The organism is Providencia sp. PROV197, assembly GCF_028479625.1.
In the GTDB taxonomy this organism is placed as follows: domain Bacteria; phylum Pseudomonadota; class Gammaproteobacteria; order Enterobacterales; family Enterobacteriaceae; genus Providencia; species Providencia vermicola.
In genome coordinates, this window is sequence record NZ_JAMPNZ010000031.1 from 1 (window position 1) to 25005 (window position 25005).

General features: G+C 41.2%; 25 protein-coding genes. 7 read left to right on the forward strand and 18 right to left on the reverse strand.

The window, feature by feature from the left end; genetic code table 11:
• Positions 1-54: 54 nt before the first annotated feature.
• Positions 55-621, reverse strand: a complete 567-nt coding sequence (gmhB, locus tag PR808_RS17210; RefSeq protein WP_206083776.1) for a D-glycero-beta-D-manno-heptose 1,7-bisphosphate 7-phosphatase — start codon at positions 619-621, stop codon at positions 55-57.
• A 170-nt stretch (positions 622-791) separates the two neighbouring features.
• Here gmhB and metN point away from each other — a divergent pair, with 170 nt between their 5' ends.
• The 6 genes from metN (at position 792) to proS (ending at position 6426) form a co-directional block, all read left to right on the forward strand.
• Positions 792-1823 carry a methionine ABC transporter ATP-binding protein MetN gene (metN, locus tag PR808_RS17215; RefSeq protein WP_206083775.1) on the forward strand — a complete coding sequence of 344 codons (1032 nt, stop codon included), beginning with the start codon at positions 792-794 and terminating at the stop codon, positions 1821-1823.
• Positions 1816-2469, forward strand: a complete 654-nt coding sequence (gene metI, locus PR808_RS17220; RefSeq protein WP_206083774.1) for a methionine ABC transporter permease MetI — start codon at positions 1816-1818, stop codon at positions 2467-2469. Before metN ends, metI begins: the two co-directional genes overlap by 8 nt.
• 60 nt (positions 2470-2529) lie before the next feature.
• Positions 2530-3351 carry a MetQ/NlpA family lipoprotein gene (locus PR808_RS17225; protein WP_206083773.1) on the forward strand — a complete coding sequence of 274 codons (822 nt, stop codon included), beginning with the start codon at positions 2530-2532 and terminating at the stop codon, positions 3349-3351.
• A gap of 125 nt (positions 3352-3476) precedes the next feature.
• Complete coding sequence (gene rcsF / locus PR808_RS17230; RefSeq protein WP_206083772.1) at positions 3477-3881, forward strand: Rcs stress response system protein RcsF; 405 nt, start codon at positions 3477-3479, stop codon at positions 3879-3881.
• Between the two features lie 7 nt (positions 3882-3888).
• The gene (tsaA, locus tag PR808_RS17235; RefSeq protein WP_272539805.1) at positions 3889-4608 is read left to right on the forward strand and encodes a tRNA (N6-threonylcarbamoyladenosine(37)-N6)-methyltransferase TrmO; all 720 of its coding nucleotides are present in this window, start codon (positions 3889-3891) and stop codon (positions 4606-4608) included.
• Positions 4609-4707: 99 nt separating this feature from the next.
• A complete protein-coding gene (gene proS, locus PR808_RS17240; RefSeq protein WP_206083770.1) occupies positions 4708-6426 on the forward strand; it encodes a proline--tRNA ligase in 1719 nt (572 codons plus the stop codon).
• A gap of 63 nt (positions 6427-6489) precedes the next feature.
• On the opposite strand, the gene chbG is transcribed toward proS, so the two are convergent.
• The 7 genes from chbG to nlpE form a co-directional block, all read right to left on the reverse strand.
• Positions 6490-7245, reverse strand: coding sequence for a chitin disaccharide deacetylase (gene chbG / locus PR808_RS17245; RefSeq protein WP_272539780.1), 756 nt, complete (start codon positions 7243-7245; stop codon positions 6490-6492).
• A gap of 35 nt (positions 7246-7280) precedes the next feature.
• Positions 7281-8633: a 6-phospho-beta-glucosidase gene (locus tag PR808_RS17250; protein ID WP_272539781.1), complete on the reverse strand. Its 1353-nt coding sequence runs from the start codon at positions 8631-8633 to the stop codon at positions 7281-7283.
• A 121-nt stretch (positions 8634-8754) separates the two neighbouring features.
• The gene (gene chbR, locus PR808_RS17255) at positions 8755-9621 is read right to left on the reverse strand and encodes a transcriptional regulator ChbR (RefSeq protein ID WP_272539782.1); all 867 of its coding nucleotides are present in this window, start codon (positions 9619-9621) and stop codon (positions 8755-8757) included.
• Between the two features lie 9 nt (positions 9622-9630).
• Positions 9631-9975 (reverse strand): PTS N,N'-diacetylchitobiose transporter subunit IIA, encoded by a 345-nt coding sequence (gene chbA / locus PR808_RS17260; RefSeq protein WP_206083766.1) that lies wholly within the window; start codon positions 9973-9975, stop codon positions 9631-9633.
• A 44-nt stretch (positions 9976-10019) separates the two neighbouring features.
• Entirely contained in the window at positions 10020-11381 is a 1362-nt protein-coding gene (gene chbC / locus PR808_RS17265) for a PTS N,N'-diacetylchitobiose transporter subunit IIC (RefSeq protein WP_272539783.1), read from the reverse strand.
• A 108-nt stretch (positions 11382-11489) separates the two neighbouring features.
• Complete coding sequence (locus tag PR808_RS17270) at positions 11490-11810, reverse strand: PTS sugar transporter subunit IIB (RefSeq protein WP_206083764.1); 321 nt, start codon at positions 11808-11810, stop codon at positions 11490-11492.
• Positions 11811-12183: 373 nt separating this feature from the next.
• Positions 12184-12840 carry an envelope stress response activation lipoprotein NlpE gene (gene nlpE / locus PR808_RS17275; RefSeq protein WP_206083763.1) on the reverse strand — a complete coding sequence of 219 codons (657 nt, stop codon included), beginning with the start codon at positions 12838-12840 and terminating at the stop codon, positions 12184-12186.
• A gap of 274 nt (positions 12841-13114) precedes the next feature.
• On the opposite strand from nlpE, the gene rof reads away from it, so the two are divergent.
• Positions 13115-13378 (forward strand): Rho-binding antiterminator, encoded by a 264-nt coding sequence (gene rof / locus PR808_RS17280; protein ID WP_042848970.1) that lies wholly within the window; start codon positions 13115-13117, stop codon positions 13376-13378.
• Positions 13379-13440: 62 nt separating this feature from the next.
• Here the strand turns inward: rof and tilS are convergent, their stop codons facing one another.
• The 10 genes from tilS to skp form a co-directional block, all read right to left on the reverse strand.
• On the reverse strand, positions 13441-14793 hold the full coding sequence (tilS, locus tag PR808_RS17285) for a tRNA lysidine(34) synthetase TilS (protein ID WP_206083762.1): 1353 nt from the start codon (positions 14791-14793) through the stop codon (positions 13441-13443).
• A gap of 17 nt (positions 14794-14810) precedes the next feature.
• Positions 14811-15695, reverse strand: a complete 885-nt coding sequence (locus tag PR808_RS17290; RefSeq protein ID WP_206083761.1) for a DMT family transporter — start codon at positions 15693-15695, stop codon at positions 14811-14813.
• A gap of 109 nt (positions 15696-15804) precedes the next feature.
• Positions 15805-16764: an acetyl-CoA carboxylase carboxyl transferase subunit alpha gene (accA, locus tag PR808_RS17295; protein WP_206083760.1), complete on the reverse strand. Its 960-nt coding sequence runs from the start codon at positions 16762-16764 to the stop codon at positions 15805-15807.
• Between the two features lie 12 nt (positions 16765-16776).
• The gene (gene dnaE / locus PR808_RS17300) at positions 16777-20259 is read right to left on the reverse strand and encodes a DNA polymerase III subunit alpha (protein ID WP_272539784.1); all 3483 of its coding nucleotides are present in this window, start codon (positions 20257-20259) and stop codon (positions 16777-16779) included.
• A gap of 11 nt (positions 20260-20270) precedes the next feature.
• Complete coding sequence (gene rnhB, locus PR808_RS17305; protein ID WP_206083758.1) at positions 20271-20864, reverse strand: ribonuclease HII; 594 nt, start codon at positions 20862-20864, stop codon at positions 20271-20273.
• Positions 20864-22012 (reverse strand): lipid-A-disaccharide synthase, encoded by a 1149-nt coding sequence (gene lpxB / locus PR808_RS17310; protein WP_272516358.1) that lies wholly within the window; start codon positions 22010-22012, stop codon positions 20864-20866. The genes rnhB and lpxB overlap by 1 nt, the downstream gene beginning before the upstream one ends.
• A 56-nt stretch (positions 22013-22068) precedes the next feature.
• Positions 22069-22866 (reverse strand): acyl-ACP--UDP-N-acetylglucosamine O-acyltransferase, encoded by a 798-nt coding sequence (gene lpxA / locus PR808_RS17315; RefSeq protein ID WP_206083757.1) that lies wholly within the window; start codon positions 22864-22866, stop codon positions 22069-22071.
• Between the two features lies 1 nt (position 22867).
• Positions 22868-23320, reverse strand: coding sequence for a 3-hydroxyacyl-ACP dehydratase FabZ (gene fabZ / locus PR808_RS17320; protein WP_047756012.1), 453 nt, complete (start codon positions 23318-23320; stop codon positions 22868-22870).
• Positions 23321-23449: 129 nt separating this feature from the next.
• Complete coding sequence (gene lpxD / locus PR808_RS17325) at positions 23450-24487, reverse strand: UDP-3-O-(3-hydroxymyristoyl)glucosamine N-acyltransferase (protein ID WP_206083756.1); 1038 nt, start codon at positions 24485-24487, stop codon at positions 23450-23452.
• Positions 24488-24490: 3 nt separating this feature from the next.
• Positions 24491-24985: a molecular chaperone Skp gene (skp, locus tag PR808_RS17330; protein ID WP_206083755.1), complete on the reverse strand. Its 495-nt coding sequence runs from the start codon at positions 24983-24985 to the stop codon at positions 24491-24493.
• Positions 24986-25005 lie beyond the last annotated feature (20 nt).

Here is a 25005-nt window from a genome sequence, read left to right on the forward strand (position 1 = left end):
GGCAAGTGTTTTTTTAAAACTTTTTTCTGACTGCTCGCTTATCACCCAAAATGACTATTTTTTGATTCTTTTTAACGTTGCTGGCAGGTCTGCAATGCTATTAATCACGAAATCGGCACTATTCATTGCTTCTTCTGTCACAGGTTCGCCACTTTTAACTAACACTGTCGCCCCAACGTTTGCTGCTTTACCTGCTAAAATATCTGCGAGTTTATCACCGACCATTATAGAAGCTGCCATATCTATATTTAAGAAAGACTGAGCATCTAATAACATGCCAGGTTTTGGTTTACGGCAATTGCAGTCTTGCTGATACTCTTCAACATCTGACTCGGCGTGATGTGGGCAGAAATAAATGCCGTCTAGGTCAACACCACGATCTGCAAGTGACCAGTCCATCCATTCGGTTAATTGCATAAATTGGTCTTCGGTATAAATACCACGACCAATACCCGATTGATTTGTGACAACTACTAATGCATAACCCATTTTTTTTAATTCCAACATGGCTTCAATAGCGCCTTCAATAAATTCGAAGTCATCTATTTTATGTACATAGCCATGATCGATATTAATTGTTCCGTCTCTGTCTAAAAAGACTGCTGGTATCCCGTTACTCACCTGTTTACTCCTCAAACCAAATATCTTTTTAGTATCTCACGAAAAGAAATGAAATGAGAATAGAATAAATCGCACAATCTTTGTTGACTTAGACGTCTAGACGCCTTAACATCCAACCATATTAGATACACTATCTAAAGAACAATTCAGATAAAAGTTAGAAAACATAAATGATAAAGCTCTCAAATATAAATAAAGTTTTCCAGCAAGGAAGCCGTAGCATTCAAGCGCTGACTGATATTAGCTTGCATGTACCTGCTGGTCAGATATATGGCGTTATTGGTGCTTCAGGCGCAGGTAAAAGTACGTTAATTCGTTGCGTAAACATGCTAGAGCGCCCAACATCAGGCCAAGTTGTTGTTGATGGGCAAGATTTAACATTAATGACAGAAAAAGCGTTGACGAGAGCACGCCGCGGTATTGGCATGATTTTCCAACATTTTAACTTATTATCTTCGCGCACTGTTTTTGATAACGTGGCACTGCCACTGGAACTCGACAATACGCCCAAAGAAAAAATTAAAGAACGTGTTGATGAGCTATTAGAGTTAGTCGGTTTAAGTGAAAAGAAAGATGCTTACCCTGCTAATTTATCGGGTGGGCAAAAACAACGTGTTGCAATCGCGCGTGCTTTAGCTAATTCACCCAAAGTTTTATTGTGTGACGAAGCGACTAGCGCATTAGACCCTGCAACAACGCGTTCCATTTTAGAACTATTAAAAGACATTAACCGTCGTTTAGGGTTAACCATCTTATTAATCACTCACGAAATGGATGTCGTAAAACGTATTTGTGACCAAGTCGCAGTGATTAGTGGTGGTCAATTAATTGAACAAGATAAAGTGAGCGAAGTGTTCTCTCACCCGAAAACACCTGTTGCACAGGCTTTTATTCAGTCAACATTAATTATTGATATTCCAGATGACTATAAAGAGCGTATGAGTACAGAGGCAGGTAAAGATTTATCGCCATTAGTGAAATTAGAATTTACAGGTCAATCCGTTGATGCGCCGCTAATTTCGATGGCAGTACGTAAGTTTGATATTGATATTAATATTTTAAGCTCTCAGATTGATTACGCAGGCGGCGTAAAATTTGGTGTGATGCTAGCTGAGCTACATGGCATTAATGGTGGTGTTGAGTCCACAATTGAATTTTTGAAAGAGCACCACGTGAAAGTAGAGGTTTTGGGTTATGTCTGAGAGAATGATTTATTTGCTGATTAACGGCACCATCGACACTATCACAATGACCTTTGTTTCTGGCTTTTTAGGCTTTGTTTTAGGCTTACCATTAGGTGTTTTACTTTATATTACGCGTAAAGACCAAGTGATGGAAAATGTCGGTTTATATCGTGCACTTGCCGTTATAATTAATATTTTCCGTTCAGTACCATTTATTATTTTACTCGTTTGGATTATTCCATTAACGTCATTTTTAGTGGGTACAACAATTGGTTTAAAAGCCGCGATCGTCCCTTTAACCATTGGTGCTGCGCCATTTATTGCACGTATGGTAGAGAATGCGCTATTAGAAATTCCAAGTGGTTTGATTGAATCAGCACGTGCCATGGGGGCAACGCCTCTTCAGATCATTCGTAAAATATTGATCCCTGAAGCAATGCCAAGCCTGATCAATGCTGCAACCATTACCTTAATTATGTTAGTCGGTTATTCAGCAATGGGCGGCGCAGTGGGAGCGGGTGGTTTGGGTCAAATCGCGCTGCAGTATGGTTATCAAACCTATAACCCTGTTGTGATGAATACCGTGATTGTTCTTCTTGTCATTTTAGTAAACGCAATCCAGTTTGGTGGCGAGTACTTAATGAAAAAAGTTTCACATCGATAGTCAGTAAAATAGCGGCGCCATTAGGGTGCTTATAAAGTCAGTATGAAAGGGGTACTACCAATGTCTATTAAGTTAAAATCTATCGCAGTTGTCGGCGCGCTATTAGGCACACTCGTTTTAGCGGGTTGTGGCGAAAAAGAAAAAGATGCTAACAGCATTAAAGTTGGTGTGATCATGGGCAAAGAGTTAGAAGTTGCTGAAGTCGCACAGAAAGTTGCTAAAGAAAAATACGGTTTAGATGTTGAGCTAGTTTCATTTAATGATTTCGTATTGCCAAACGAAGCATTAAGCAAAGGCGATATCGATTTAAACGCCTTTCAACACAAGCCATACCTTGATCAACAAATTAAAGATCGTAATTATAAGTTAGTGCCAGTTGGCAATACTTTTATTTACCCAATTGCTGCTTATTCTAAAAAAATTAAATCTGTTGATGAATTAGCTGATGGCTCACAAATCGCATTACCGAATGACCCAACAAACTTAGGTCGTTCTTTACTGCTACTGCAACAACAAGGTTTAATTAAACTAAAAGATGGCACAGGCTTAATGCCTACTGTTCTGGATGTTGTTGAGAATCCAAAAAATCTGAAATTTGTTGAACTAGAAGCGCCACAGTTACCACGCGCACTTGACGACCAAAAAATTGCTTTAGCTATCATCAACACCACTTGGGCAAGCAGCGCTACACCTAAACTGACGCCAGCAAAAGATGGTTTATTTGTTGAAGATAAAGATTCTCCGTATGTGAATATTATTGTTGCCCGTGAAGACAATAAAGATAACGAAAATGTAAAGAAATTTATCCAAGCTTATCAATCAGATGAAGTTGCTAACAAAGCTAACGAAGTCTTTGATGGTGGTGCAGTTAAAGGCTGGTAATCTTTTTTATTATTAAAAAAACGATTAAAATACCAGATGGCTCCGTGCCATCTGGTATTTTTTGCAATTTATAGACTATAAAAATAACGATATTTTATTGAATCATATAAGAAAGGTAATAACTTATGAGACTGTTATTGCTCACCTTAGTAGCGTTTACGTTAGCTGGGTGTGGGATTAACCAATACACGAGTCCAGGGGCAAACAAAGGTTTCACGAGTATGAAATTGTCTAAGCCTGTGCCGAGTGTGACTGAAGAACCAGAAACAGCAAATGTTAAATTAATGAATAGTCCTGAAGAACTCCTAGGGATGCCTTTCAAAGATTTAGGTATTGTTTCTGGCGAGTCTTGCAGAGAAAGCGTTCAAAGCCCCCCTGCAAATCTAAATACAGCGAAAAACAGTATGTTATCACAAGCTGCTTTTATCGCTGCTGATGCCGTCCTTTTGCACCAATGCCAGACAATGACCGCTCCTGGTTGTTATCAAGCAACGATTTGTGAAGGTAGCGCATTAAAAATTGTTGAATAACCGTCATATGCAATCTTTTCAATTTGATACTATTGGTCATATCGAATCACCATATAAAGAAAAGTTTGCCATCCCGCGCCAACCTGGGCTTGTTCCAGGTGGTGTAGGACGTCTACACCTCCATCCCCCTTTCAATGATGCGAATACCGTTCGTGGCTTAATGCAGTTTAGTCATATCTGGGTAATTTTTGTTTTTCATCAAACAATGAAAGGCGGCTGGAAACCATTAGTTCGTCCACCTCGTCTCGGTGGTAATGATAAAATGGGTGTGTTTGCAACTCGTTCAACATTTAGACCAAATCCAATTGGTATGTCCCTTGTTGAATTAAAAGGGGTTTCTATAAAAAACAACCAAGCTATACTCGAGCTTGGTAGCCTGGATTTTGTTGATGGCACTCCGGTGATTGATATAAAGCCTTATTTACCTTTTGCTGAGGCAATACCAGAGGCTACCGCGGGATATGCACAGGCTGCACCTTCAGATAATATGCAGGTTATATTCACGCCAGCCGTTGAAAATCAATTAGTGTCTTATCAACACCAATACCCTGCGCTAAAACAATTTATTGAACAAATTTTGATGCAAGACCCTCGCCCTGCGTATAAAAAACAATCTACTGAAATTCGTGACTATGCGGTTCATTTATTAGATTTTAATATTCGTTGGCGAGTATTTAATGGTGTGACTGAAGTATTCGCTATCGAACCCTATGAAAAAACGTGTTAACCCCTTTTGGCGAGTCTCAGTCACTGGTAGACTAGCTCTCTATATACTTTGGTAAGCAAGCGGCTTGCCATAATTTGTTGTTCTAATGGAACCTATACAATGCGTACTAGCAAATATCTGCTCTCAACTCTAAAAGAGACCCCTGCGGATGCAGAAGTTATCAGCCACCAGCTGATGCTGCGTGCAGGAATGATCCGTAAACTTGCTTCTGGTCTGTATGACTGGTTACCCACAGGCGTGCGTGTTCTGCGTAAAGTCGAAAACATCGTCCGTGAAGAAATGGAAAATGCAGGCGCTATCGAGGTATCTTTACCCGTCGTTCAGCCCGCAGATTTATGGCAAGAAAGTGGACGTTGGGAACAGTATGGCCCTGAGTTGCTGCGTTTTGTTGACCGTGGTGAGCGCCCATTTGTCCTTGGTCCAACCCATGAAGAAGTGATCACTGATTTAGTGCGTAACGAAATCACATCTTATAAACAACTGCCATTGAATTTATTCCAAATTCAAACCAAATTCCGTGATGAAGTTCGCCCGCGTTTTGGCGTCATGCGTTCACGCGAATTTATTATGAAAGATGCATACTCTTTCCACATTAGCCAAGAATCATTGCAAGAAACCTATGATGCAATGTACGAAGCATATAGCAAAATTTTCACGCGTATTGGCTTTGATTTCCGAGCGGTTCAAGCGGACACTGGCTCAATCGGCGGTAGTGCATCTCACGAATTCCAAGTGTTAGCGAAAAACGGTGAAGATGACGTTATTTTCTCCACTGAGTCTGACTATGCTGCAAATATCGAATTTGCCGAAGCATTAGCACCAACCTCGCCACGCGGGGCACCAACCGAAGAGCTTCGTTTAGTCGATACACCAAATGCAAAAACAATTGCTGAGTTGGTTGAGCAATTTAACTTACCTGTTGAGAAAACAGTTAAGACTCTCATTGTTCATGCCGAAAAAGATTCAGGTCATACGTTAGTGGCACTATTAATCCGCGGTGATCATGAACTGAATGAAGTTAAAGCTGAAAAACATCCTTTAGTCGCTAGCCCACTTGAGTTTGCAACAGAAGCTGAGATCAGAAATGCAGTGAATGCAGGCCCAGGATCACTAGGCCCGATCAATATGCCACTACCGATTGTTATCGATCGCAGTGTTGCAGTAATGAGTGACTTTGGTGCAGGTGCAAATGTTGATGGTAAACACTACTTTGGCATCAACTGGGAACGTGATTTAGCATTGCCTGAAGCTTATGATTTACGCAATGTCGTCGAAGGCGATCCAAGCCCAGACGGTAAAGGTGTACTACAAATTAAACGTGGTATCGAAGTTGGTCATATTTTCCAATTAGGTACCAAATACTCAGAAGCGATGAAAGCATCTGTACAGAACGAAGAAGGCCACAACCAAATCGTCACCATGGGTTGTTATGGTATTGGTGTAACACGTATCGTCGCCGCAGCTATTGAGCAAAGCCATGATGAACGTGGGATTATTTGGCCAGATGCAATTGCACCTTTCCAAGTTGCAATTTTGCCAATGAACATGCACAAATCTTACCGCGTTAAAGAAGTCGCTGAAAAACTGTATGCAGACTTAAAAGCAAACGGCATTGATGTGATTTTTGATGACCGTAAAGAACGCCCAGGTGTGATGTTTGCGGATATGGAGCTGATTGGCGTTCCATACACTATCGTGATTGGTGACCGTAACTTAGATAACAACCAGATTGAATATAAATCACGCCGCAGTGATGATAAAGAATTGGTTGGCTTAGAAAATGTCGTTAGTTTCCTTAAAGGTAAGCTCGGCAAATAAGTTAGGTTAAAAGCCAAAAAATAGAGCCCAAATTCCAATCATATTGAATTTGGGCCTTTTTCTTTAAATATCTCGGTAGGAACCAACTTTAAAACCACGTGCTATTATTTGTGATTTTAAATTTTCCGATGTTAATACTTCTAGCTCATTTAAACGTGGATAAGCGTAGTTGCTTTTTAATAACGCATTATCAATAAAAGCGGGATGACTCATGACCTCAATAGAATGATGGCCCTGTGCTTTGGCTTCATCAATAATCTTCAAAAACAATGCTTCTGAAATTTCATCACCATAAAACTCACTACTGAAACAGTCAGTGCTTGCCACTTGATATGACAATGGCGGCCAATTTTTTTCTAATTGGCGGTCTACACGCAATGCAACTCCCTGTTCTTGTGCAAAACCCACGACTATTGGGAAAATTCCTTCAATCATATGCACGTGATGATGGCTATCAATATGGCTGGGCTTTTGGCCAAAAATTTCAATAAATTTGTGATATTGCAGATTCAGTTCTTGTTCAATCTCAGACAAAGGCAAATCATTGATATCGATATCCCACAGCCATTTACCCAACATTCCATCACGGCTGAGAGTCGGCATTGATGAAAAAGGCTTACCTGCCGTTAAAACAAAATGCATTCCCACCGCTAAATTCGGATTTTCATGACTTAATTTAGCCGCATGGGATATGGCAGGCATATTCATCATTGCACTCGTTGAATTAACAACCCCATTACGATGAGATTCAATAATCCCGTAATTAACGGCTTCACATAATCCAAAATCATCAGCATTCACAATAAGTAATGAAGCCATTTGTTCTCCCTTAATTCTATAAGCTATTTAACTCATTAACCTTCCTGCTCAATTTGTTGTATTGCTTTCGCAAAGTTCGGCAGGTATTTTTTATGGGCGATAAGTAGTTCTTTCGAAATTAAACGCGCATCATTATCGGAGTGAATTAACGGGTTCAAATTCATCGCCAGTAATACATCATTAAACTGACCATTGACTGCGGCTTGGCTAGTAGCAACTTCAAAGTTTTTTAAGGTATAAATTAAGCCAAGTACTTTATCATCAAAATGCGTTACTCGTGGGTGCGGTTTCGCACCATCACGCCCAAGTAGGCAAGTCATTTCCACCGTCCAATCTTCAGGAATATTATCAATTTGCCCCTGATGTGGGATATTAACGTAATGCTCCGTATTTTTATCGTTATAGATCGCGTTAATGACTTCACAAGCTGCATCCGAATAATAAGCTCCGCCACGTAACTCAAGCTCTTTAGGTTTCACATCAAGTGATGGATCCTTATAAAGTTCAAATAGCCGATGCTCTACTTTTTGCACGATTTGAGCTCGAGCCCCACCTTTATAATATTCACCAAGCTCGATAGCTAACATTTCTTTTGGTTTAAAGTAATACAGTAAATAAGAACAAGGGATCAGATTTAAGCTGCGAATTAGCCCTTCGTCAAACGCAAGGTCAGTGATGTTTTTTACTGAGTTGGCACTTAACGTACCTGACGCAATACCATCTAATAGCTCATCAAAACGAGAAACTCCATTAACAATCACATCTTTGATAAAAACCATATGGTTTAAACCGAATAAGTCGATGGATAACTCATCGTTATCTGACAGATTAAGAACATCTGTAATAAACATTTTCATGCCAATCGGTATATTACACACACCAATAAAACGCTTAAAGTTAGTGTGCCGGTAAACCGCTTCTGTCACCATCCCTGCTGGGTTAGTAAAATTAATCACCCATGCATTAGGGCAGATTTCTTCCACATCTTTAATAATGTCAAAAATAACTGGAATTGTACGCAGCCCTTTAAATAATCCACCAGCACCATTGGTTTCTTGGCCTAAATAACCATGTTTTAATGGAATAGACTCATCTAATTCACGAGCTTTTAATTGGCCGACCCTTAATTGCGTAGTCACAAAATCAGCATCTTTAAGTGCTTCTTTGCGATCCAATGTCTTCACTATTTTTAATGGAATGTTTGCATGTTTAACCATGCGTTCGCATAAATCAAAAATAATCTCTAATTTTTCTTTGCCTTCCTCAACATCCACCAACCATAACTCAGTGATCGGAAGTTCATGGTAACGTTTAATAAAACCTTCGAGTAATTCAGGTGTATAGCTACTACCGCCACCAATCGTGACAACTTTTAACTTCTGAGTCATATTAACCTCATAGAACCTTATACAATAGACATAGAAAGACACACCATCTTTATTAGAAAAGATGGTTATGCTTGAATTTTTTAATTAAGAACGTTTTGAAGCTTAGTTTAATTAATGCTAATTAACCCACCATTTTCTGCTCAACACTGTATAAATTTTTACGATAATCACTCGGCGTCAGTGAGGTTAATTCTTTAAATTTTTTCACAAATAAACTTGGGCTACTGTAACCAGACTCAAATGCAATATCGGTAATCGAATAGTTGGTAATTTCTAATTGTTTTTTAGCAAAATTAATTCTGATATCGTTAATAATTTGCATTGGTGTTTTACCATAAAAACGTTTTGTCGCCCGCGTTAGATACTCTTGTGATTTCCCCGTCATAGTGATCATATTTTGTAGCGCACTTTCACTGAACATCGCAATATCATGCATGTCTTCAAGTGTGTTTTTAAGCCATTGAGGAGCATCGTCTTGCAGGCTTTTTTCACGAAAATGACGTAATCGATTGACGACATTAAACGTGACTAATTCAATAAACTCATTAAATTCGCTATCTCTGAAATTTAAAGAGGCGATGACGGACTCAATATAAGCCATAAATTCATTTTTTAGTGGGTAGCTTTGTGATGCAACAAAACAGCTTGGCAATAATGGCAAATAATGTTTATCAAAAAATGATTTGCTAATTCCAACATTTAATATTCTAGTTGGACCAAAGTCATAAGCACTTTCGTGATATGAACCAATAGGTAAAAAAACAAAATCCCCGCGCTCTAATAATATTTTCTTTCCATTAATAAATTGGTAACAACGACCCGTTAATACAATCGTATATTCATAATAGTCGTGTTGATGCAGTCCACTTGCACTCTCAACTTTATTATAAATAAAGACATGAAAGGTTTTATTGTTAAACAGTTCACTTTCTTGAACTAATTTAATTTCAGCATTAGTGTCGGTTCTATTCATCAGTGTCTGCATCATTATCCCCTTTTAACGGTTTAATTTTTCATGTAGCTCAATTAATTCTGTAATCAGTTCGCGAGCTAACATAGCATTCATTAAATGATCTTGAGCATGGACGAGGACTAAACTGACTTTGATTCTGCCCTCCCCCATATCGCTTTCAATGAGCTGAGTTTGTACTTTATGTGCGTCATTCAAAGAAGAGTGAGATTGCTCCATTAAACTTTTTGCCGTTGTGAAGTCCCCCTCTTTGGCCTTTCTTAATGCCGTATAGGCTAAACTTCTTGCTTGCCCTGCATTAATAATTAAGCCCATGACAACTTCTTCTAATTCGTTAGCTGCATCTTCTTGAATATCATCGAGTTCAAACATTTTTTTATCTCTACTTAAATGGGAGGAGCAAGCTCCTCCGTTTTTTAAAACTTCAGTGCATTGGCAATATCTTCTTCGCTTTCTTCTTCATCTATCGTGTTTTGGGCTTTATTCGAAATCACCACAAATGGTAGATAAACCAGAACAGCAACACCAAGGTTAAATAAAGCAAGTAGTAAAGCGGCAATACTTCCATTGGTGTTAAAGAAGGCTGCTAAACCTGTTGGCATTGTCCACGGTGCAATATTGGTCACTGGTGGGATAATCCCTAAAGAATACGCTGCTACCATTATTCCCGCCAATAAAGGCTGAATCAGAATAAATGGAATAAACATAACTGGGTTCATGATGATAGGTAATCCAAAAATAATCGGCTCATTTATTTGGAAAATACCCGCTGGTAACGCTAATTTTGCAACTTGCCGGTGATCTGCACGACGTGAAGCAATAAAGATGGCAATGATCAGCCCTAATGTTGCCCCTGTTCCACCTAAGAAGACGTAGGAATCAAGCATTGGTTTTGCCCACATATGGAAAGATTTACCCGCAGCAATTGCCGCATCGACCGAACCATACTCCGCATATAATGAGACGTTTTCCAGTGCCCATGGCGTCATAATCCCACTATCTAAGGCTGTCAAGGCGAGTGAACCGTGAATACCAAAGAACCACAGCAATGACGTAAATACCACATAGGCCCAACCAACGACATTCCCCATTGATGCAAGAGGAGTCGACACCGTATCCATAATAATTTGGTGGAAATTTGTACTAATACCGCTAGAAAGCGCCCATGACACAATCCCCATTATTGATAAGATAATAAAACCAGGAATAAGTGCAGAGAATGAACGAGAAACAGATGGAGGCACGCTATCAGGTAATTTAATCACCCAGTTACGGCGTACAATAAATGCAAACATTTCGGCAACCACTAACCCTAATATAATACCCGAAATGATATTTGCCCCACCTAACCAATTCGCGCCAACGGCATAAGCACCATTCACTTCGTAAGGTGTCACCGTCATAAAAGCAGCAACAGCCAGTAGTCCTGCGGCTAATGGGTCAACTTTTCGCTCTTCAGCTAATGCCATCGAGATAAAAAAGGGCGCCATGAGGGACATGATACCTAGTGTCCCGTTATACACATTCCCCCCAATCACTTTAAATCCATTTAAAGTTTCAATTGTCGATGGTTCTAATCTCACGCCCAATGAGTAGAAGAACGACCCTGCATCAAAGCTTAAAAACACATTATTAATTAATACAAACATTGCCCCGACTAATGTCAGTGGCATAATACGAATAAAACCATTCTTTATTGCATTAACGTGAGGTTGCTTCCCCAATCTAACTGCGAAGGGCAGAAGTACCTTTTCAAGCGAAGTGATAACAAGACTCATAAAAATACCCTCGATTTTTTGAGTGTGCTCCATTCTGAATAGGCTAATCTGCAATGAATAGCACTAAGGTTGATGGAGTTATTATTGAGTAGAGGTAGCTCTCTAATGTTAATTTGCTGTTTGTTTTTTTATGCTTGCAACGGCTGCTTTTAATACCCCAAGTCCATCCACTTTGCCGTATAACAATGAATCAATCACTTCGACAGGTTTATTTGGCAGTATTTTTTGAATATCCGTTAACATCCAAGCAATTTGTGGACCGAGTAAAACCAAATCTGCATCAACACCTTTTTCACTTGCTAAGCTTTCAGGAAAAGCCTCTATGTTGACGGGTACATCGTATTTTTCTGCCTGTTGCCTCATTTTGTTGACTAACAATGAAGTCGACATGCCAGCAGAACAAAATAAATAGATATTTTTCTTCTTCATTCCTTATCCTTTGATTCGTTCTATTTTTTAGTTACCGCTTAGATTTATAAATTTTTTTACAGACTTGCGGCTTTTCTTAAATCAACAAACTAAAAATTAAAATTATTTCTAGTTGAATGGAGTATACGGAATTCCCTTAGTTTACGATATTTCATTGTTATCACTAATTGCTCCTGATTGACCAATCGCCATGACAACCTTCACAAAATACGCAAATATTTTGCGACAATAAAAAAGTTATACTGATATCAAAAAAGGAGTATGTGAAGGAGTGAAAAATAGATGAGGTGATTTTTTATTGGAATTTTAAGACGTTAAATAAAAAAAGCCCAATATTTCTACTGAGCTTTTTAGGAAGAAAATGCAATCTAAATTATTTGCAAGACGCCGTTTTATCGAATTTAATTTGCCCTGTTTGGACGAATGCAGAGTCAAATTGGCCATCCTCCATTGATGGACGAACGGTATAATAACCTTCAGCCTCAACATACACAGGGGTTCCACCGTCAACCCCTGTTTCCCTATAGGCTTTTTCTAATTCAATACCAGATGCTGAGTATTGACGCCCTGTATCACATTCTGTAAATACTGCGGCATCCGCCATATAGCGATATTTCCCTATTTTTTTACTTGGCTGAACACGGTTTAGCGTATAGTTCAGTTCCGTTTCAATTGGGTTTCCTTCTAAATCCAGCAAAGTGACGGACTCACCATTGTCGGCTTTAGCAAAAAAGGTATTCTCACCTTTCGGATTAGTAGTACGGAGCTTATTACCTTCAAGGTTCCATTTGCCTGCTTCATGGAAGCCGCTATTGCCGTCTTTTGTTCCCAAGTAAATCAATTGTTCTACATAACTGCCATCTTGGTTAACTAACAATGTTGCTTCAATGCCTGAGCAATCTGCACAAGGTAATACCCCAGTATAGACCTGATCAACTGGCGTTGTATTGGTATTTTGCGCACTACTTTGGCAGCCTGCTAATGCCACTGTACCAACCGCCATTAAGACTAATAATAGTGTTTTTTTCATGATAATTCCCTTGAAATCATTCGTTTTTAACTCGTTTACCAATATTAAACATCATAGCATCTCAAGCCATAAAAGAGTGGAAACAGTAACATAATTCAGACATAACTGATAAAAAATACCACGCATTAATTTGATGAATAAGAATTATCTTTTTCATCCAGTAGCGATTATAGTTATTAAAATTACTATGCTATTATCGTACTAAGCATTTTTTTTGCTTGATACAATATGTTCAAGGCGGCAATAACCGCCACTAACACAGTGGTGAGGGAATATGTCTACAGATACTGAATATCAACCTATCAATTGTGATGATTACGAATATCTAGAAATTGCATGCCAACGTCAGTTGAAGTTGCAAATAAAACTTAATGACGGCGAGAATATTGAAGGGCAAGCTAGTGATTTGCTCCTACGAAAAAAAGTCGAGTACCTGATTGTTGAAACACATGAAGGAACCAAGGAGCTACGACTGGATTGCATTAATTCCTTCAGTCATCCTGAAATCGGCACAATTGTTGTCGACCACTCTCACTAATACTCACAATTTGAGTTCTTCTTGCCCCTTATGATGGTCACAGTCATAAGGGGTTTCTTATTTTATAAGGCTAACTGGAATCTCGATTCCTGCTGCCAATCTATTGCAATCCCCAATAATTCATCATTCATTAACCCTTCAGGTGTGATAAAACAACCCACTGCCGTAATCAGTTGATCATTGTAATAAATCAGTGGAATACGCTCCCGCATCCATGGCGCAATGCCCAGTTCCTGCCATATTTTTTTACTGCTTCTTGAACGGTGCCGCCCCACAATATTAAGAGTGCCTTGCAAACCAAAACGCACAGTCACTTTTTCATCTGGCTCTGGAGGACGGATTTGCCCTTGCCCTTCCATAACCTGTAGTCGCCCAAGTGATCCAGGTAATTCAAACGAAGCGGGATATGACCACGCATATTGCTGTCCCACCAAGTTTTCAACACGTGGAACTACCCACAATACACCTTGGTAACGGCGGACTTCAACCTGCCCTAGACGGCAAACAGGTTCAGCATCTTGTCTGGCTAGCGCCACTTCTTGCCAAATACGCTCTAACTGGTTAAATGGTGGCATCGGGAGTTGATGCAGCCCAATCCAGCGGCGAATCAACGCGTTACGTTTCGCCGAAGAACAGTGCTGTAATTCATCAATAAATAAACCACCTCGGTAATCAATCATACCTTCAAGCGTTTCTTGCAATAACTCATCCAGCAAGGATTCTTGCTCCGCACATAGCAATGCACTTCGAGCAATGGCATTGGACATATGCGGCCAACGGGCAGTTAAACGGGGTAAAATATGCAACCGAAGAAAATTGCGGTCATAACGATCATCTTGGTTGCTATCATCCTCCACCCAAGGTAATTGCTGCTCTTGCATGTAAGCTTCTAAATCGATACGGCCGACGGTTAATAATGGGCGCAACAATTGTGTTTGCCCTTGTTGCGTAACAAAGGGCAGAGATTCAGGCATTGATGATAACCCCGCAGGGCCACTTCCACGTTTTAAAGCTAATAAAAATGTTTCTGCTTGGTCATCCAGATGCTGAGCTGTCACCAACACTTCATCAACATCAAGTTCTTCACGGTAAGCCTGATAACGAGCATCCCGCGCAGCGGCCTCGATACCTTTTTCACTAGGATCAATGAAAACAGGGCGGCAGACAAAAGGAATCTCCCATTGTTGGCATAGCTGTGCACAATGCTGCGCCCACGCATTTGCCTTAGTATTTAGGCCATGGTGGACATGGATAGCACGAATAATTAGTGATGAGTCATTATTTTTCTTGAGCTGGCAAAGGGCATGTAACAATACTGTTGAGTCAATTCCACCACTAAACCCAACCAGTATTTTTTTATAATCACCAATTTTTTCACGTACCCGCTCAATGACCATGGATGATATCTGTTCCATTCATTCGCCCTTTTTAGCTATTGCTGATTGCGGCGTTTTGCACCAACACATAAAACGCCTGAAATAATCACTAACATAACCCCAATAATATATGCGATTTCAAATGGGTCACTTAAAAGTAAAACTAACCACAACACAGATAATACAGGTGATAAAAATACCACTGAGGCAATTTTTGTTGAGTTCCCCGTATTCATTGCTTTAAACCACAAGATATAAGACACACCATTAATAAGTACCCCATTAATCAGCGTCGGCCAAAATGTACCTTGCGATGGCAACTGCATTTCACTAAATGACAATAGGAGAACCAACGAAGTCAATGTCGAGAAGATAAATAACCAGACTGTGCTAATATACGGATCAATAGAATATTGGCGTGAAAATACTGACATTAAAGCAAAGCAAAATGCACCACTAAACACTAACAATAATGCTATTGGGTTATCCACATGCAATTGGGTAATTTGCCCTTTAGTAAACGTGATAATAACGGCAATAAAACCAACCACAACCCCCACAATTTGCCGCCCCGACAATCTGTCTTTTAATAATATTACCGATAAAAGAATAATTATTAGTGGCCAGCTATATTGGATCACCAAAACAGCGATACCATTTTCTATGGAATAACCGTAGTACAATAACAAATAGAAAAGACAATCAAGAAATCCAAGAACAAAGACTTTGCCTAAAATATCTCTAGGTAAAATCAACAATTTGGCAGGTGTATAGCCTGATGCCAGTGCCACCGAGATAACGGCAATGACCGAAATAAGGTTTGACCAAAATAGAAATTGGAAACTATCCATCCCATTTTGCCCAAAGCGTGAAACTATTGGGATAAAGCTCCAAATCAATACGCAAGAAAAAGCATAAATTAAATAATTATATTGTCGCACTGCCATACCTATTTTTTATTATTTGTAGTGAATATTGATAATGTTCAATAAAAAACGGGAGTTAGCAAAAGCGAACTCCCGTTTTATCTAATATAGGGTTTGCTAGAAATTAGCAATAACCGTATTCCATCAAGCGCTGATAACGACGGTCTTTTAATGCATCCGCATCTAAAATTTCCAGTTCGTTAAGGTCTTCAGTGATACGTGCTTTTAGATGTGCGGCTATTTCATCGTAGTTACGATGTGCACCACCTAAAGGCTCAGAAATAACGTTATCAATCAGTTTTAGTTCTTTCAGGCGCGGTGCTGTAATCCCCATCGCTTCAGCCGCTAATGGGGCTTTGTCTGCACTTTTCCACAGAATGGATGCACAACCTTCAGGTGAAATAACGGAATAAGTGCTGTATTGCAGCATGTTCACTTTATCACCCACACCAATGGCTAACGCACCACCAGAGCCGCCTTCGCCAATGACAGTACAAATTACTGGTACAGATAAACGTGACATTTCACGCAGGTTACGTGCTATCGCTTCGGATTGACCACGTTCTTCTGCACCAACACCTGGATAGGCCCCTGGAGTATCAATGAAAGTGATAATAGGCAGATTAAAACGCTCAGCCAGTTCCATCAGGCGCAGCGCCTTACGGTAACCTTCAGGGGCTGGCATACCAAAATTACGACGGATTTTTTCTTTCGTTTCACGCCCTTTTTGGTGCCCGATAATCATCACTGGACGACCCTCTAAACGCGCCAAACCACCGACAATGGCTTTGTCGTCAGCATAAGCACGGTCACCCGCTAATTCTTGGAAGTCCGTGAAAATGCGAGAAATGTAGTCCAGTGTATAAGGACGACGAGGATGACGAGCGAGTTTAGCAATTTGCCAAGCCCCCAGATCAGAGAAAATTTTACGTGTCAGTTCAACACTTTTTTCACGTAAACGAGCAACCTCTTCATCAAGGTTGACCTCTAAGTTGTTATCTTGACGGCTTACGGCTTTTAGAGAATCAATTTTTGCCTCTAATTCCGCAATTGGCTGTTCAAAATCAAGAAAATCCAGACTCATAATATTCCTATTTTAGTCAAATTCTAATTCTACCTGCTCACTACCCAGCAGAGTTCGAAGATCGTTCAGAAGGGGATCCACGGGTGTCACACGCCAAACAACGCCAAATTTAAGCTTGGCTCTGGCATCGTCCTTCTGGTAATACAGATGAACCGGGATAGTACCCGAACGGTGAGGTTCAAGCGCACTGCGCAACCGGTTCAGTAATTGATCGTTAATTTGTTTATCTGACAGTGAAATCGCAAGTCCGCGTGCATATTTCTCCCTTGCCTCACTAATGTCCATTAACTCACGCACTGTCATTTTATTACCACCATTGAAATCATCAAAGCTGACCTGACCAGTGGCTATCAGGATATTGTCTTTTTCCAACATATGTTGGTATTTATCAAGTGCATCTGAAAATAGCATAATATCCAGACGACCAGAACGATCATCAAGCGTGCAGATACCTATTCTATTCCCACGCTTGGTCGTAATCACTTTAGCTGAAAGTACTAAACCTACCACAGTTGTCACTTGACCACGAGGGGTTGGGTTCACATCTTTTAATCTAAGGCCATTAGTATAGCGTTCAATTTCACTCAAGTATCGCGTTATTGGGTGGCCTGTTAAATATAAGCCTAGGGTTTCCCTTTCCCCATCCAACACCACTTGTTCTGGCCATTTTGGCACGCTTGCGTACGAGCTTTCCACTTGCTCTGGCGCTTCAGCTAATACCCCAAACATATCTGCTTGGCCAATCGCTTCAGCTTTCGCATGTTGATCAGCAGCTTTAAGTGCATCCTCAAGGGAAGACATCAAAGCCGCACGGTGAGGGCCTAATCGATCAAACGCCCCTGCCATGATCAACTTTTCCATCACGCGGCGGTTAATTTTTTTAATATCAACACGGGCGCAAAGGTCAAAAATTTCTTTGAAAATCCCACCTTGTTGGCGAGCTTCGACGATGGCTTCAATTGGGCCTTCCCCTACCCCTTTGATGGCACCAATTCCGTAAACTATCTCACCTTCATCATTCACATGGAAGTGATAAAGGCCACTATTGATATCTGGCGGTAATACCTTCAAGCCCATTCGCCAGCATTCATCAACTAAACCAACGACTTTTTCTGTATTATCCATATCTGCGGTCATTACCGCGGCCATAAATTCAGCAGGATAGTGTGCTTTTAACCACAGTGTTTGGTAAGAAACCAATGCATACGCTGCGGAATGCGATTTGTTAAACCCATAACCAGCAAATTTCTCTACCAAGTCAAAGATTTTCATCGACAGTTCGCCATCAACACCGTTTTTGATTGAGCCTTCTTCAAAAACAGAGCGCTGCTTCGCCATCTCTTCTGGTTTCTTTTTACCCATGGCTCGGCGCAGCATATCCGCGCCACCAAGAGTATAACCCGCCAGAACCTGCGCAATCTGCATAACTTGCTCTTGGTATAAAATAATACCATAAGTTGGCTCAAGAACAGGTTTTAACGATTCATGTTGCCACTGTACATCAGGGTATGAAATCTCTTCACGGCCATGTTTACGGTCGATAAAGTTATCTACCATGCCTGATTGCAAAGGACCAGGGCGAAATAACGCGACCAGAGCGATCATGTCCTCAAAGCAGTCAGGACGTAACCGCTTAATTAAGTCCTTCATTCCACGGGATTCTAACTGGAACACCGCCGTGGTTTCAGAACGTTGCAGCATATCAAAACTTTTTTGGTCGTGTAATGGAATCGCTGCAATATCAATTGGTTCTAAGTTTTTCTTAGCTCGACGAGCGTTAATCATCTCTAACGCCCAGTTAATGATCGTTAACGTCCGTAAACCAAGGAAGTCGAATTTCACTAACCCAGCATATTCAACGTCGTTTTTGTCGAATTGTGTAACGGGGTTATTCCCTTCTGCATCACAATACAGTGGGGCAAAATCAGTAATTTTTGTTGGTGCGATAACCACACCACCAGCGTGTTTACCTGCGTTTCGAGTCACCCCTTCAAGTTTCCGCGCCATATCAATCAACGCTTTAACTTCTTCATCTGCTTCGTAAATTTCAGGAAGCTGAGGCTCTGCTTCAAAAGCTTTTTCTAATGTCATTCCTGGATCAGGAGGAACTAATTTAGAAATTCTATCTACAAAGCCATAAGGATGCCCAAGGACACGCCCTACGTCACGAATAACCGCTTTTGCCGCCATCGTACCGAAGGTAATAATTTGTGATACCGCATCACGACCATACATTTGCGCCACGTGATCAATAACTTGGTCACGTTTTTCCATGCAGAAGTCGACGTCAAAGTCAGGCATTGAAACCCGCTCAGGATTCAAGAAACGCTCAAACAGTAAGTCAAATTCTAATGGATCAAGATCCGTTATTTTAAGGGCATAAGCCACTAATGACCCCGCACCAGACCCCCTTCCAGGCCCAACAGGAACACCGTTATCTTTTGACCATTGGATAAATTCCATCACGATCAAGAAGTAACCAGGGAAGCCCATTTGGTTAATAACATTAAGTTCAATGTCCAGACGCTCATCATATTCAGGACGTTTCTCTGCACGCACTTTTTCGTCAGGGAATAAAAATTCAAGGCGTTCTTCAAGCCCTTCTTTTGACCGCATAACCAAGAAATCTTCGGTTTTCATATCCCCTGTCGGGAATTGCGGTAAGAAGTATTCACCAAGACGAATAGTCACGTTACAACGCTTAGCAATCTCTACACTGTTCTCTAATGCTTCAGGAATGTCGGCAAAAAGCTCGCACATTTCTTCTTCTGTACGTAAGTATTGCTGAGGGCTATAGTTTTTTGGTCTTTTTGGGTCGGCAAGCGTGAATCCATCATGGATGGCGACACGAATTTCGTGGGCATCAAAATCGCTGCTTTCAATAAAGCAGACGTCATTAGTCGCAACGACGGGTAAACCTTTTTTTGTCGCCAATTCGACGGCAGCATGAAGATAGCTTTCTTCATCGGGGCGGCCTGTTCTCACTAACTCAAGGTAATAACAACCTGGAAAATGCGTTTCATAAAATTCAAGACATTCGTCTACAAGAGCTTGGTTGCCGCGCAAGAGAAATTGCCCGACATCCCCTTTACGCCCACCAGAGAGCAAAATAAGCCCATCTTTGTGCTTTGCTAGCCACTCACGCTTAATCGTTGGCCCAATTGCACCATAACCTTTTTGGTAAGCTTCTGAAATCAGCAGAGTCAGGTTTTGATACCCTTCATTATTGCGAGCGAGAACGGTTAGGTGAGAGATTTCATCGCCTAATAACTCACTTTCAACATAAAAATCAGCACCGATGATCGGCTTGATCCCTGCACCATGAGCAGCACCGTAGAATCTGACTAACCCACAAAGGTTAGTAAAATCCGTAATTGCAAAGGCAGGCATGCCCATCGCCGCGACTTTTTTGACTAATGGGCCTGTTTTAGCGAGCCCATCAATCATTGAGTAGTCACTGTGCACACGCAAATGAATAAAACGAGGTGATGCCATCGATTAAATACCTATTTTTGACTGTCTAAAGCTCGTCTCACAGGAGCAAAGCTTTTACGATGGAATTCGGTTGCACCATACTGCGCCAATTTTTCTAAGTGATATGCGGTTGGGTAGCCTTTATGCTTTGCAAAGCCATATTCTGGAAATGCTTTGTCCAGCTCAACCATCTCCCTATCCCGTACCACTTTCGCTAAAATGGATGCTGCGCTTATTTCTTGCACAAGGCTATCGCCTTTGACCACCGCCTGTGAAGGCATTGGCAGTTCAGGGCAGCGATTGCCATCAATTAAAACAAATTCAGGAACGATAGATAACCCTGCAACGGCACGCTGCATGGCTAACATCGTCGCATGTAATATATTTATTTTATCAATTTCTTCAGGTTCTGCACGACCAATACACCAGCACAACGCTTTTTCTTTAATTTCGTCGAACAATTTCTCACGTTTCTTTTCGCTGATTTTTTTAGAGTCGGCGAGCCCTGCAATCGGGTTATTCGGGTCAAGGATCACCGCAGCGGTGACTACTGCTCCCACTAATGGCCCGCGTCCGACTTCATCAACGCCAGCAATTAAGTTGGCTTTAGGATATATAAATTCCATTAATTTCTAACCAAATCGAGTACTGCTTGTGCAGCTTGTTTATCTGCATCACAACGAATGAGTTGATGCAGATGTAAAAAAGTTTCTTTTAATTCATCAACTCGCTCCCCCCCTTCCAGTAATGGAAGCAGTTCCTGCGCCAGTTTTTCTGGCTGACACTCTTCTTGCAGCAGTTCTTTGACAATTTCTTTTTCAGCAAGCAGATTTGGCAAGGAAACATACGGGGTTTTGACTAAGCGCTTAGCAAGCCAAAAAGTGAATGGTTTCATTCGGTAACCAACCACCATAGGACATTTAGTTAGCATGCACTCTAGGGCTGCGGTTCCCGATGCTAACAGCGTAGCATCCGCCGCTATCATCGCATCACGGGCTTGCCCATCTAAAATATGCACAGATAATTCAGGCGCAGCAGTGGCTTTTATGGTATCAAATTGCTGACGGCGTTTTGCATTAACTAACGGTACCACAATGTGCAAATCAGGGAAGCGTTGTTGGAGTATTTGCGCCGTTTGTAAAAAATCGGCACTCAACATTTCGACTTCTGAATGGCGACTTCCAGGCAATAATGCGAGGCATTTTGCATTTTCGGGAATGCCGAGGCGTTCTCGCGCAGCAAGTTTATCTGGGTTCAACGGGATCGCATCCGCCATCGTGTGGCCAATAAAGCGACAAGGTACATCGAAACGATCGTAAAACGCTTTTTCGAAGGGTAAAAATGCTAAGACTAAATGAGTGGAGCGACCAATTTTAAATACGCGCTTTTGGCGCCATGCCCAAACGGAAGGGCTAACGTAATGAATGGTTTTAATGCCTTTCGCTTTTAAGCGCCCCTCTAGAGTGATGTTAAAATCAGGGGCATCAATCCCAACAAAAATGTCGGGTTGTAACTGCGTAAAACGCTGGGTCAAGTCTTTACGAATGGATAATAAGCGAGGTAACCGGCCGAGAACTTCAACAATCCCCATCACGGCTAATTCTTCCATTTCGTACCAAGCTTCACAGCCTTCAGCTTGCATCAACGGACCTGCCACACCAACAAAGCGCGCATTAGGCACTTGTTCTTTAAGTGCACGAATAAGCCCCGCACCGAGAATATCACCAGATGTCTCTCCGGCAACAAGGCCAATAGTAAGTGGACGGTTATCAATCACCGAAATTCGCTCCTTAATAAAGGCCTAGTCACGTTAAGCACATTACCTTGTGATTAACGGATAATACCACGCTTAGATTGTGCAGAATCTTCTAAGAAATCACTAAACACTTTAACATGTTCGTTTACTTTTGCCGCTTCTGCGATTTCTTCACGTGCTTCTTCTAATGATTTACCTGAACGATACAACGTCTTGTATGCATTACGAATAGCATGAAGTGATTCTTTTTCAAAACCACGACGTTTTAAACCTTCAAGGTTTAAGCCAAATGGTGTTGCATGGTTACCTTGTGCGATAACATAAGGAGGCACATCTTGCGCCACACCAGAGCAACCACCAACCATAACATGAGCACCAATTTTACAAAATTGATGAACCGCAGTCATGCCACCTATAATCGCGTAATCGCCTAACGTGACATGGCCACCAAGGGTTCCGTTATTTGCAATAATGCAGCGATTACCAATGATACAATCGTGAGCTATATGCACGTTAACCATCAATAGGTTATCGTCACCCACTTTTGTTAGGCCAGTATCTTGGACGGTACCACGGTGGATCGTTACGCTTTCTCTAATGCGGTTTCTATCACCAATTTCAACACGAGTTGGTTCGCCTTGGTACTTCAAGTCTTGGTTAATTTCACCAATTGAAGCAAACTGGAAAATGACATTATCGCGGCCAATTTTAGTATGGCCATTAACAACAACGTGAGATTTCAGCTCAGTGCCTTCGCCAATTTCAACATTCGCGCCAATATAACAAAAAGGGCCAATACGCACATTGGCTCCAATAATCGCACCCTCTTCAACAATGGAGGAAGGATGGATATAGGCAGTATTGTCAATCATATCAGACCTCACGGCGACGGGCGCACATCATTTCTGCTTCGCAGGCCACTTCTCCATCAACTTTTGCAACGCCTTTAAAACGTGCGACTCCGCGACGTTCTTTAATAAATTCAACTTCTAAGACCATTTGGTCCCCAGGTAGAACAGGACGTTTAAAACGTGCATTGTCTATCGCTGCAAAATAATACAGTTCACCTGGCTCTAATTTTCCAACGCTTTTAAATGCAAGAATACCCGTTGCTTGCGCCATCGCTTCTAAAATTAAAACACCTGGGAAAATTGGTTTACCAGGAAAATGCCCTTGGAAAAATGGCTCGTTGAAGGAAACATTTTTAACTGCACGCAAAGATTTGCCTTCTTCAAAATCCAATACACGGTCAACCAAAAGGAATGGGTAACGGTGTGGAAGGAGCTCTAAAATTTCTTCAATATTCAGAGTATGATTATCACTCATCGAAATACTCTTCCTGTCTATTAATACGATTATTATTAACGAATCGGCCTGCTTTAACCTTAAATTAGGTTAACTGGCAGGCCGGAAAACGTAACTCAGATAACTATTTTAGCCTGAATTACAAAATGATTACTGATTTTTTTGATTTTGGCTATCTAATTCACGTTCAACATTTTTCAGGCGCTTATTCATCTCATTGATACTTAAGACTAAAGCAGCTGTTTTACGCCAAACTTTATTAGGTTGTAAAGGGATGCCTGAAGAGTAAACACCTGGTTCAGTGATAGGACGCATGACCATTCCCATTCCCGTTACTGTGACCTTATCGCAAATTTCCATATGGCCATTGATTACACTCGCGCCACCAATCATACAGTAACGACCGATTTTTAAGCTGCCAGCCATAATTACACCACCAGCAACTGCGGTATTATCACCAATAATGACATTATGTGCAATTTGGCACTGGTTATCGATAATAACCCCATTACCTATCACTGTATTGTCGAGTGCGCCCCGGTCAATTGTTGTACTTGCGCCGATCTCAACGCGATCGCCGATGATCACTGTACCTAATTGCGGGATTTTGATCCAATTACCGCGATCATTTGCATAGCCAAAGCCATCTGACCCGATCACAGTACCAGATTGCACTAAGCAGTGTTCGCCAATTTCAATATTGTGGTAAACGCTGACATTTGCCCATAAACGGGTGCCTGCCCCAATACGCGTGTTTTTACCCACAAAGCAACCTGCGCCAATCACCACGTTATCACCCAGTACAACACCACTTTCGATAACGGCATTTGCGCCAATTGCAATATTTTTACCGAGTGTTGCATCACTTGCAATCACTGCGGATGCATGAATATCTTCTGCCGGGCTTGGCGTGGTATCCATGATTTGAGCCATCCGTGCATAGGCTAAGTACGGGTTATCAACAACCAGTGCTGCTACTTTGCAGGATTCGAGATCTTTTGCTGTGAGGACCACCGCGGCAGCTTGGCAATCGGCCAATTTATCGCTGTAACGGCTATCAGATAAAAAAGTTATCTGTTGATTATTCGCTGAATGCATAGGCGCAATACTGGTGATGACGGTATCGCCATCACCATGTAATTGTGCATTCAACTGCTGAGCAAGGTCAGCCAATCGAATTGAAGACATCTATTATTTAACCTGTTTTTGAACCTGACTCGTGATGTCGATGCTATCTTTTGCATACGCAACTGCGTTTGCATCGATAACGACATCGTAGCCTTCTTTAGCGGCAACAGACTTAATAGAGTCCTGAATACGAGTTAAAATCTTATTACGCTCTTCACCTTGACGACGACGGTTGTCTTCTTCAAATTTCTGCGCTTTTTCAGCAAAAGTGTCACGTTTAGTCATGAGTTCGGATTCAAGCTTTTCGCGCTCGCTTTGCTTCATGGTAGCACCATCGCGACGCAGTTTTTCTACGCGCGATTGCAGGTCTTTTTCCAAATTCTGCAATTCAGTTGCACGGCTTTTGAATTCGCTTTCAAGCTGTTTAGCAACGGCTTCACGCGCAGGCATATTTTGGAAAATTTCACCAACGTTTACGATAGCGATTTTTTCAGCATAAGCCCCCGCAGACATTGCTAAAGCAATACTCACACCCGCTGCACACAACAATTTTTTCACACTAAACTCCTTAGCCCATA

What these genes read in the sequence shown, in the direction of transcription:
- metN (WP_206083775.1), top strand. Translation starts at nt 792, where the DNA reads ATGATAAAGCTCTCAAATATAAATAAAGTTTTCCAGCAAGGAAGCCGT.
- metI (WP_206083774.1), top strand. Translation starts at nt 1,816, where the DNA reads ATGTCTGAGAGAATGATTTATTTGCTGATTAACGGCACCATCGACACT.
- PR808_RS17225 (WP_206083773.1), top strand. Translation starts at nt 2,530, where the DNA reads ATGTCTATTAAGTTAAAATCTATCGCAGTTGTCGGCGCGCTATTAGGC.
- rcsF (WP_206083772.1), top strand. Translation starts at nt 3,477, where the DNA reads ATGAGACTGTTATTGCTCACCTTAGTAGCGTTTACGTTAGCTGGGTGT.
- tsaA (WP_272539805.1), top strand. Translation starts at nt 3,889, where the DNA reads ATGCAATCTTTTCAATTTGATACTATTGGTCATATCGAATCACCATAT.
- proS (WP_206083770.1), top strand. Translation starts at nt 4,708, where the DNA reads ATGCGTACTAGCAAATATCTGCTCTCAACTCTAAAAGAGACCCCTGCG.
- chbG (WP_272539780.1), bottom strand. Translation starts at nt 7,245, where the DNA reads ATGGCTTCATTACTTATTGTGAATGCTGATGATTTTGGATTATGTGAA.
- PR808_RS17250 (WP_272539781.1), bottom strand. Translation starts at nt 8,633, where the DNA reads ATGACTCAGAAGTTAAAAGTTGTCACGATTGGTGGCGGTAGTAGCTAT.
- chbR (WP_272539782.1), bottom strand. Translation starts at nt 9,621, where the DNA reads ATGATGCAGACACTGATGAATAGAACCGACACTAATGCTGAAATTAAA.
- chbA (WP_206083766.1), bottom strand. Translation starts at nt 9,975, where the DNA reads ATGTTTGAACTCGATGATATTCAAGAAGATGCAGCTAACGAATTAGAA.
- chbC (WP_272539783.1), bottom strand. Translation starts at nt 11,381, where the DNA reads ATGAGTCTTGTTATCACTTCGCTTGAAAAGGTACTTCTGCCCTTCGCA.
- PR808_RS17270 (WP_206083764.1), bottom strand. Translation starts at nt 11,810, where the DNA reads ATGAAGAAGAAAAATATCTATTTATTTTGTTCTGCTGGCATGTCGACT.
- nlpE (WP_206083763.1), bottom strand. Translation starts at nt 12,840, where the DNA reads ATGAAAAAAACACTATTATTAGTCTTAATGGCGGTTGGTACAGTGGCA.
- rof (WP_042848970.1), top strand. Translation starts at nt 13,115, where the DNA reads ATGTCTACAGATACTGAATATCAACCTATCAATTGTGATGATTACGAA.
- tilS (WP_206083762.1), bottom strand. Translation starts at nt 14,793, where the DNA reads ATGGAACAGATATCATCCATGGTCATTGAGCGGGTACGTGAAAAAATT.
- accA (WP_206083760.1), bottom strand. Translation starts at nt 16,764, where the DNA reads ATGAGTCTGGATTTTCTTGATTTTGAACAGCCAATTGCGGAATTAGAG.
- dnaE (WP_272539784.1), bottom strand. Translation starts at nt 20,259, where the DNA reads ATGGCATCACCTCGTTTTATTCATTTGCGTGTGCACAGTGACTACTCA.
- rnhB (WP_206083758.1), bottom strand. Translation starts at nt 20,864, where the DNA reads ATGGAATTTATATATCCTAAAGCCAACTTAATTGCTGGCGTTGATGAA.
- lpxA (WP_206083757.1), bottom strand. Translation starts at nt 22,866, where the DNA reads ATGATTGACAATACTGCCTATATCCATCCTTCCTCCATTGTTGAAGAG.
- fabZ (WP_047756012.1), bottom strand. Translation starts at nt 23,320, where the DNA reads ATGAGTGATAATCATACTCTGAATATTGAAGAAATTTTAGAGCTCCTT.
- lpxD (WP_206083756.1), bottom strand. Translation starts at nt 24,487, where the DNA reads ATGTCTTCAATTCGATTGGCTGACCTTGCTCAGCAGTTGAATGCACAA.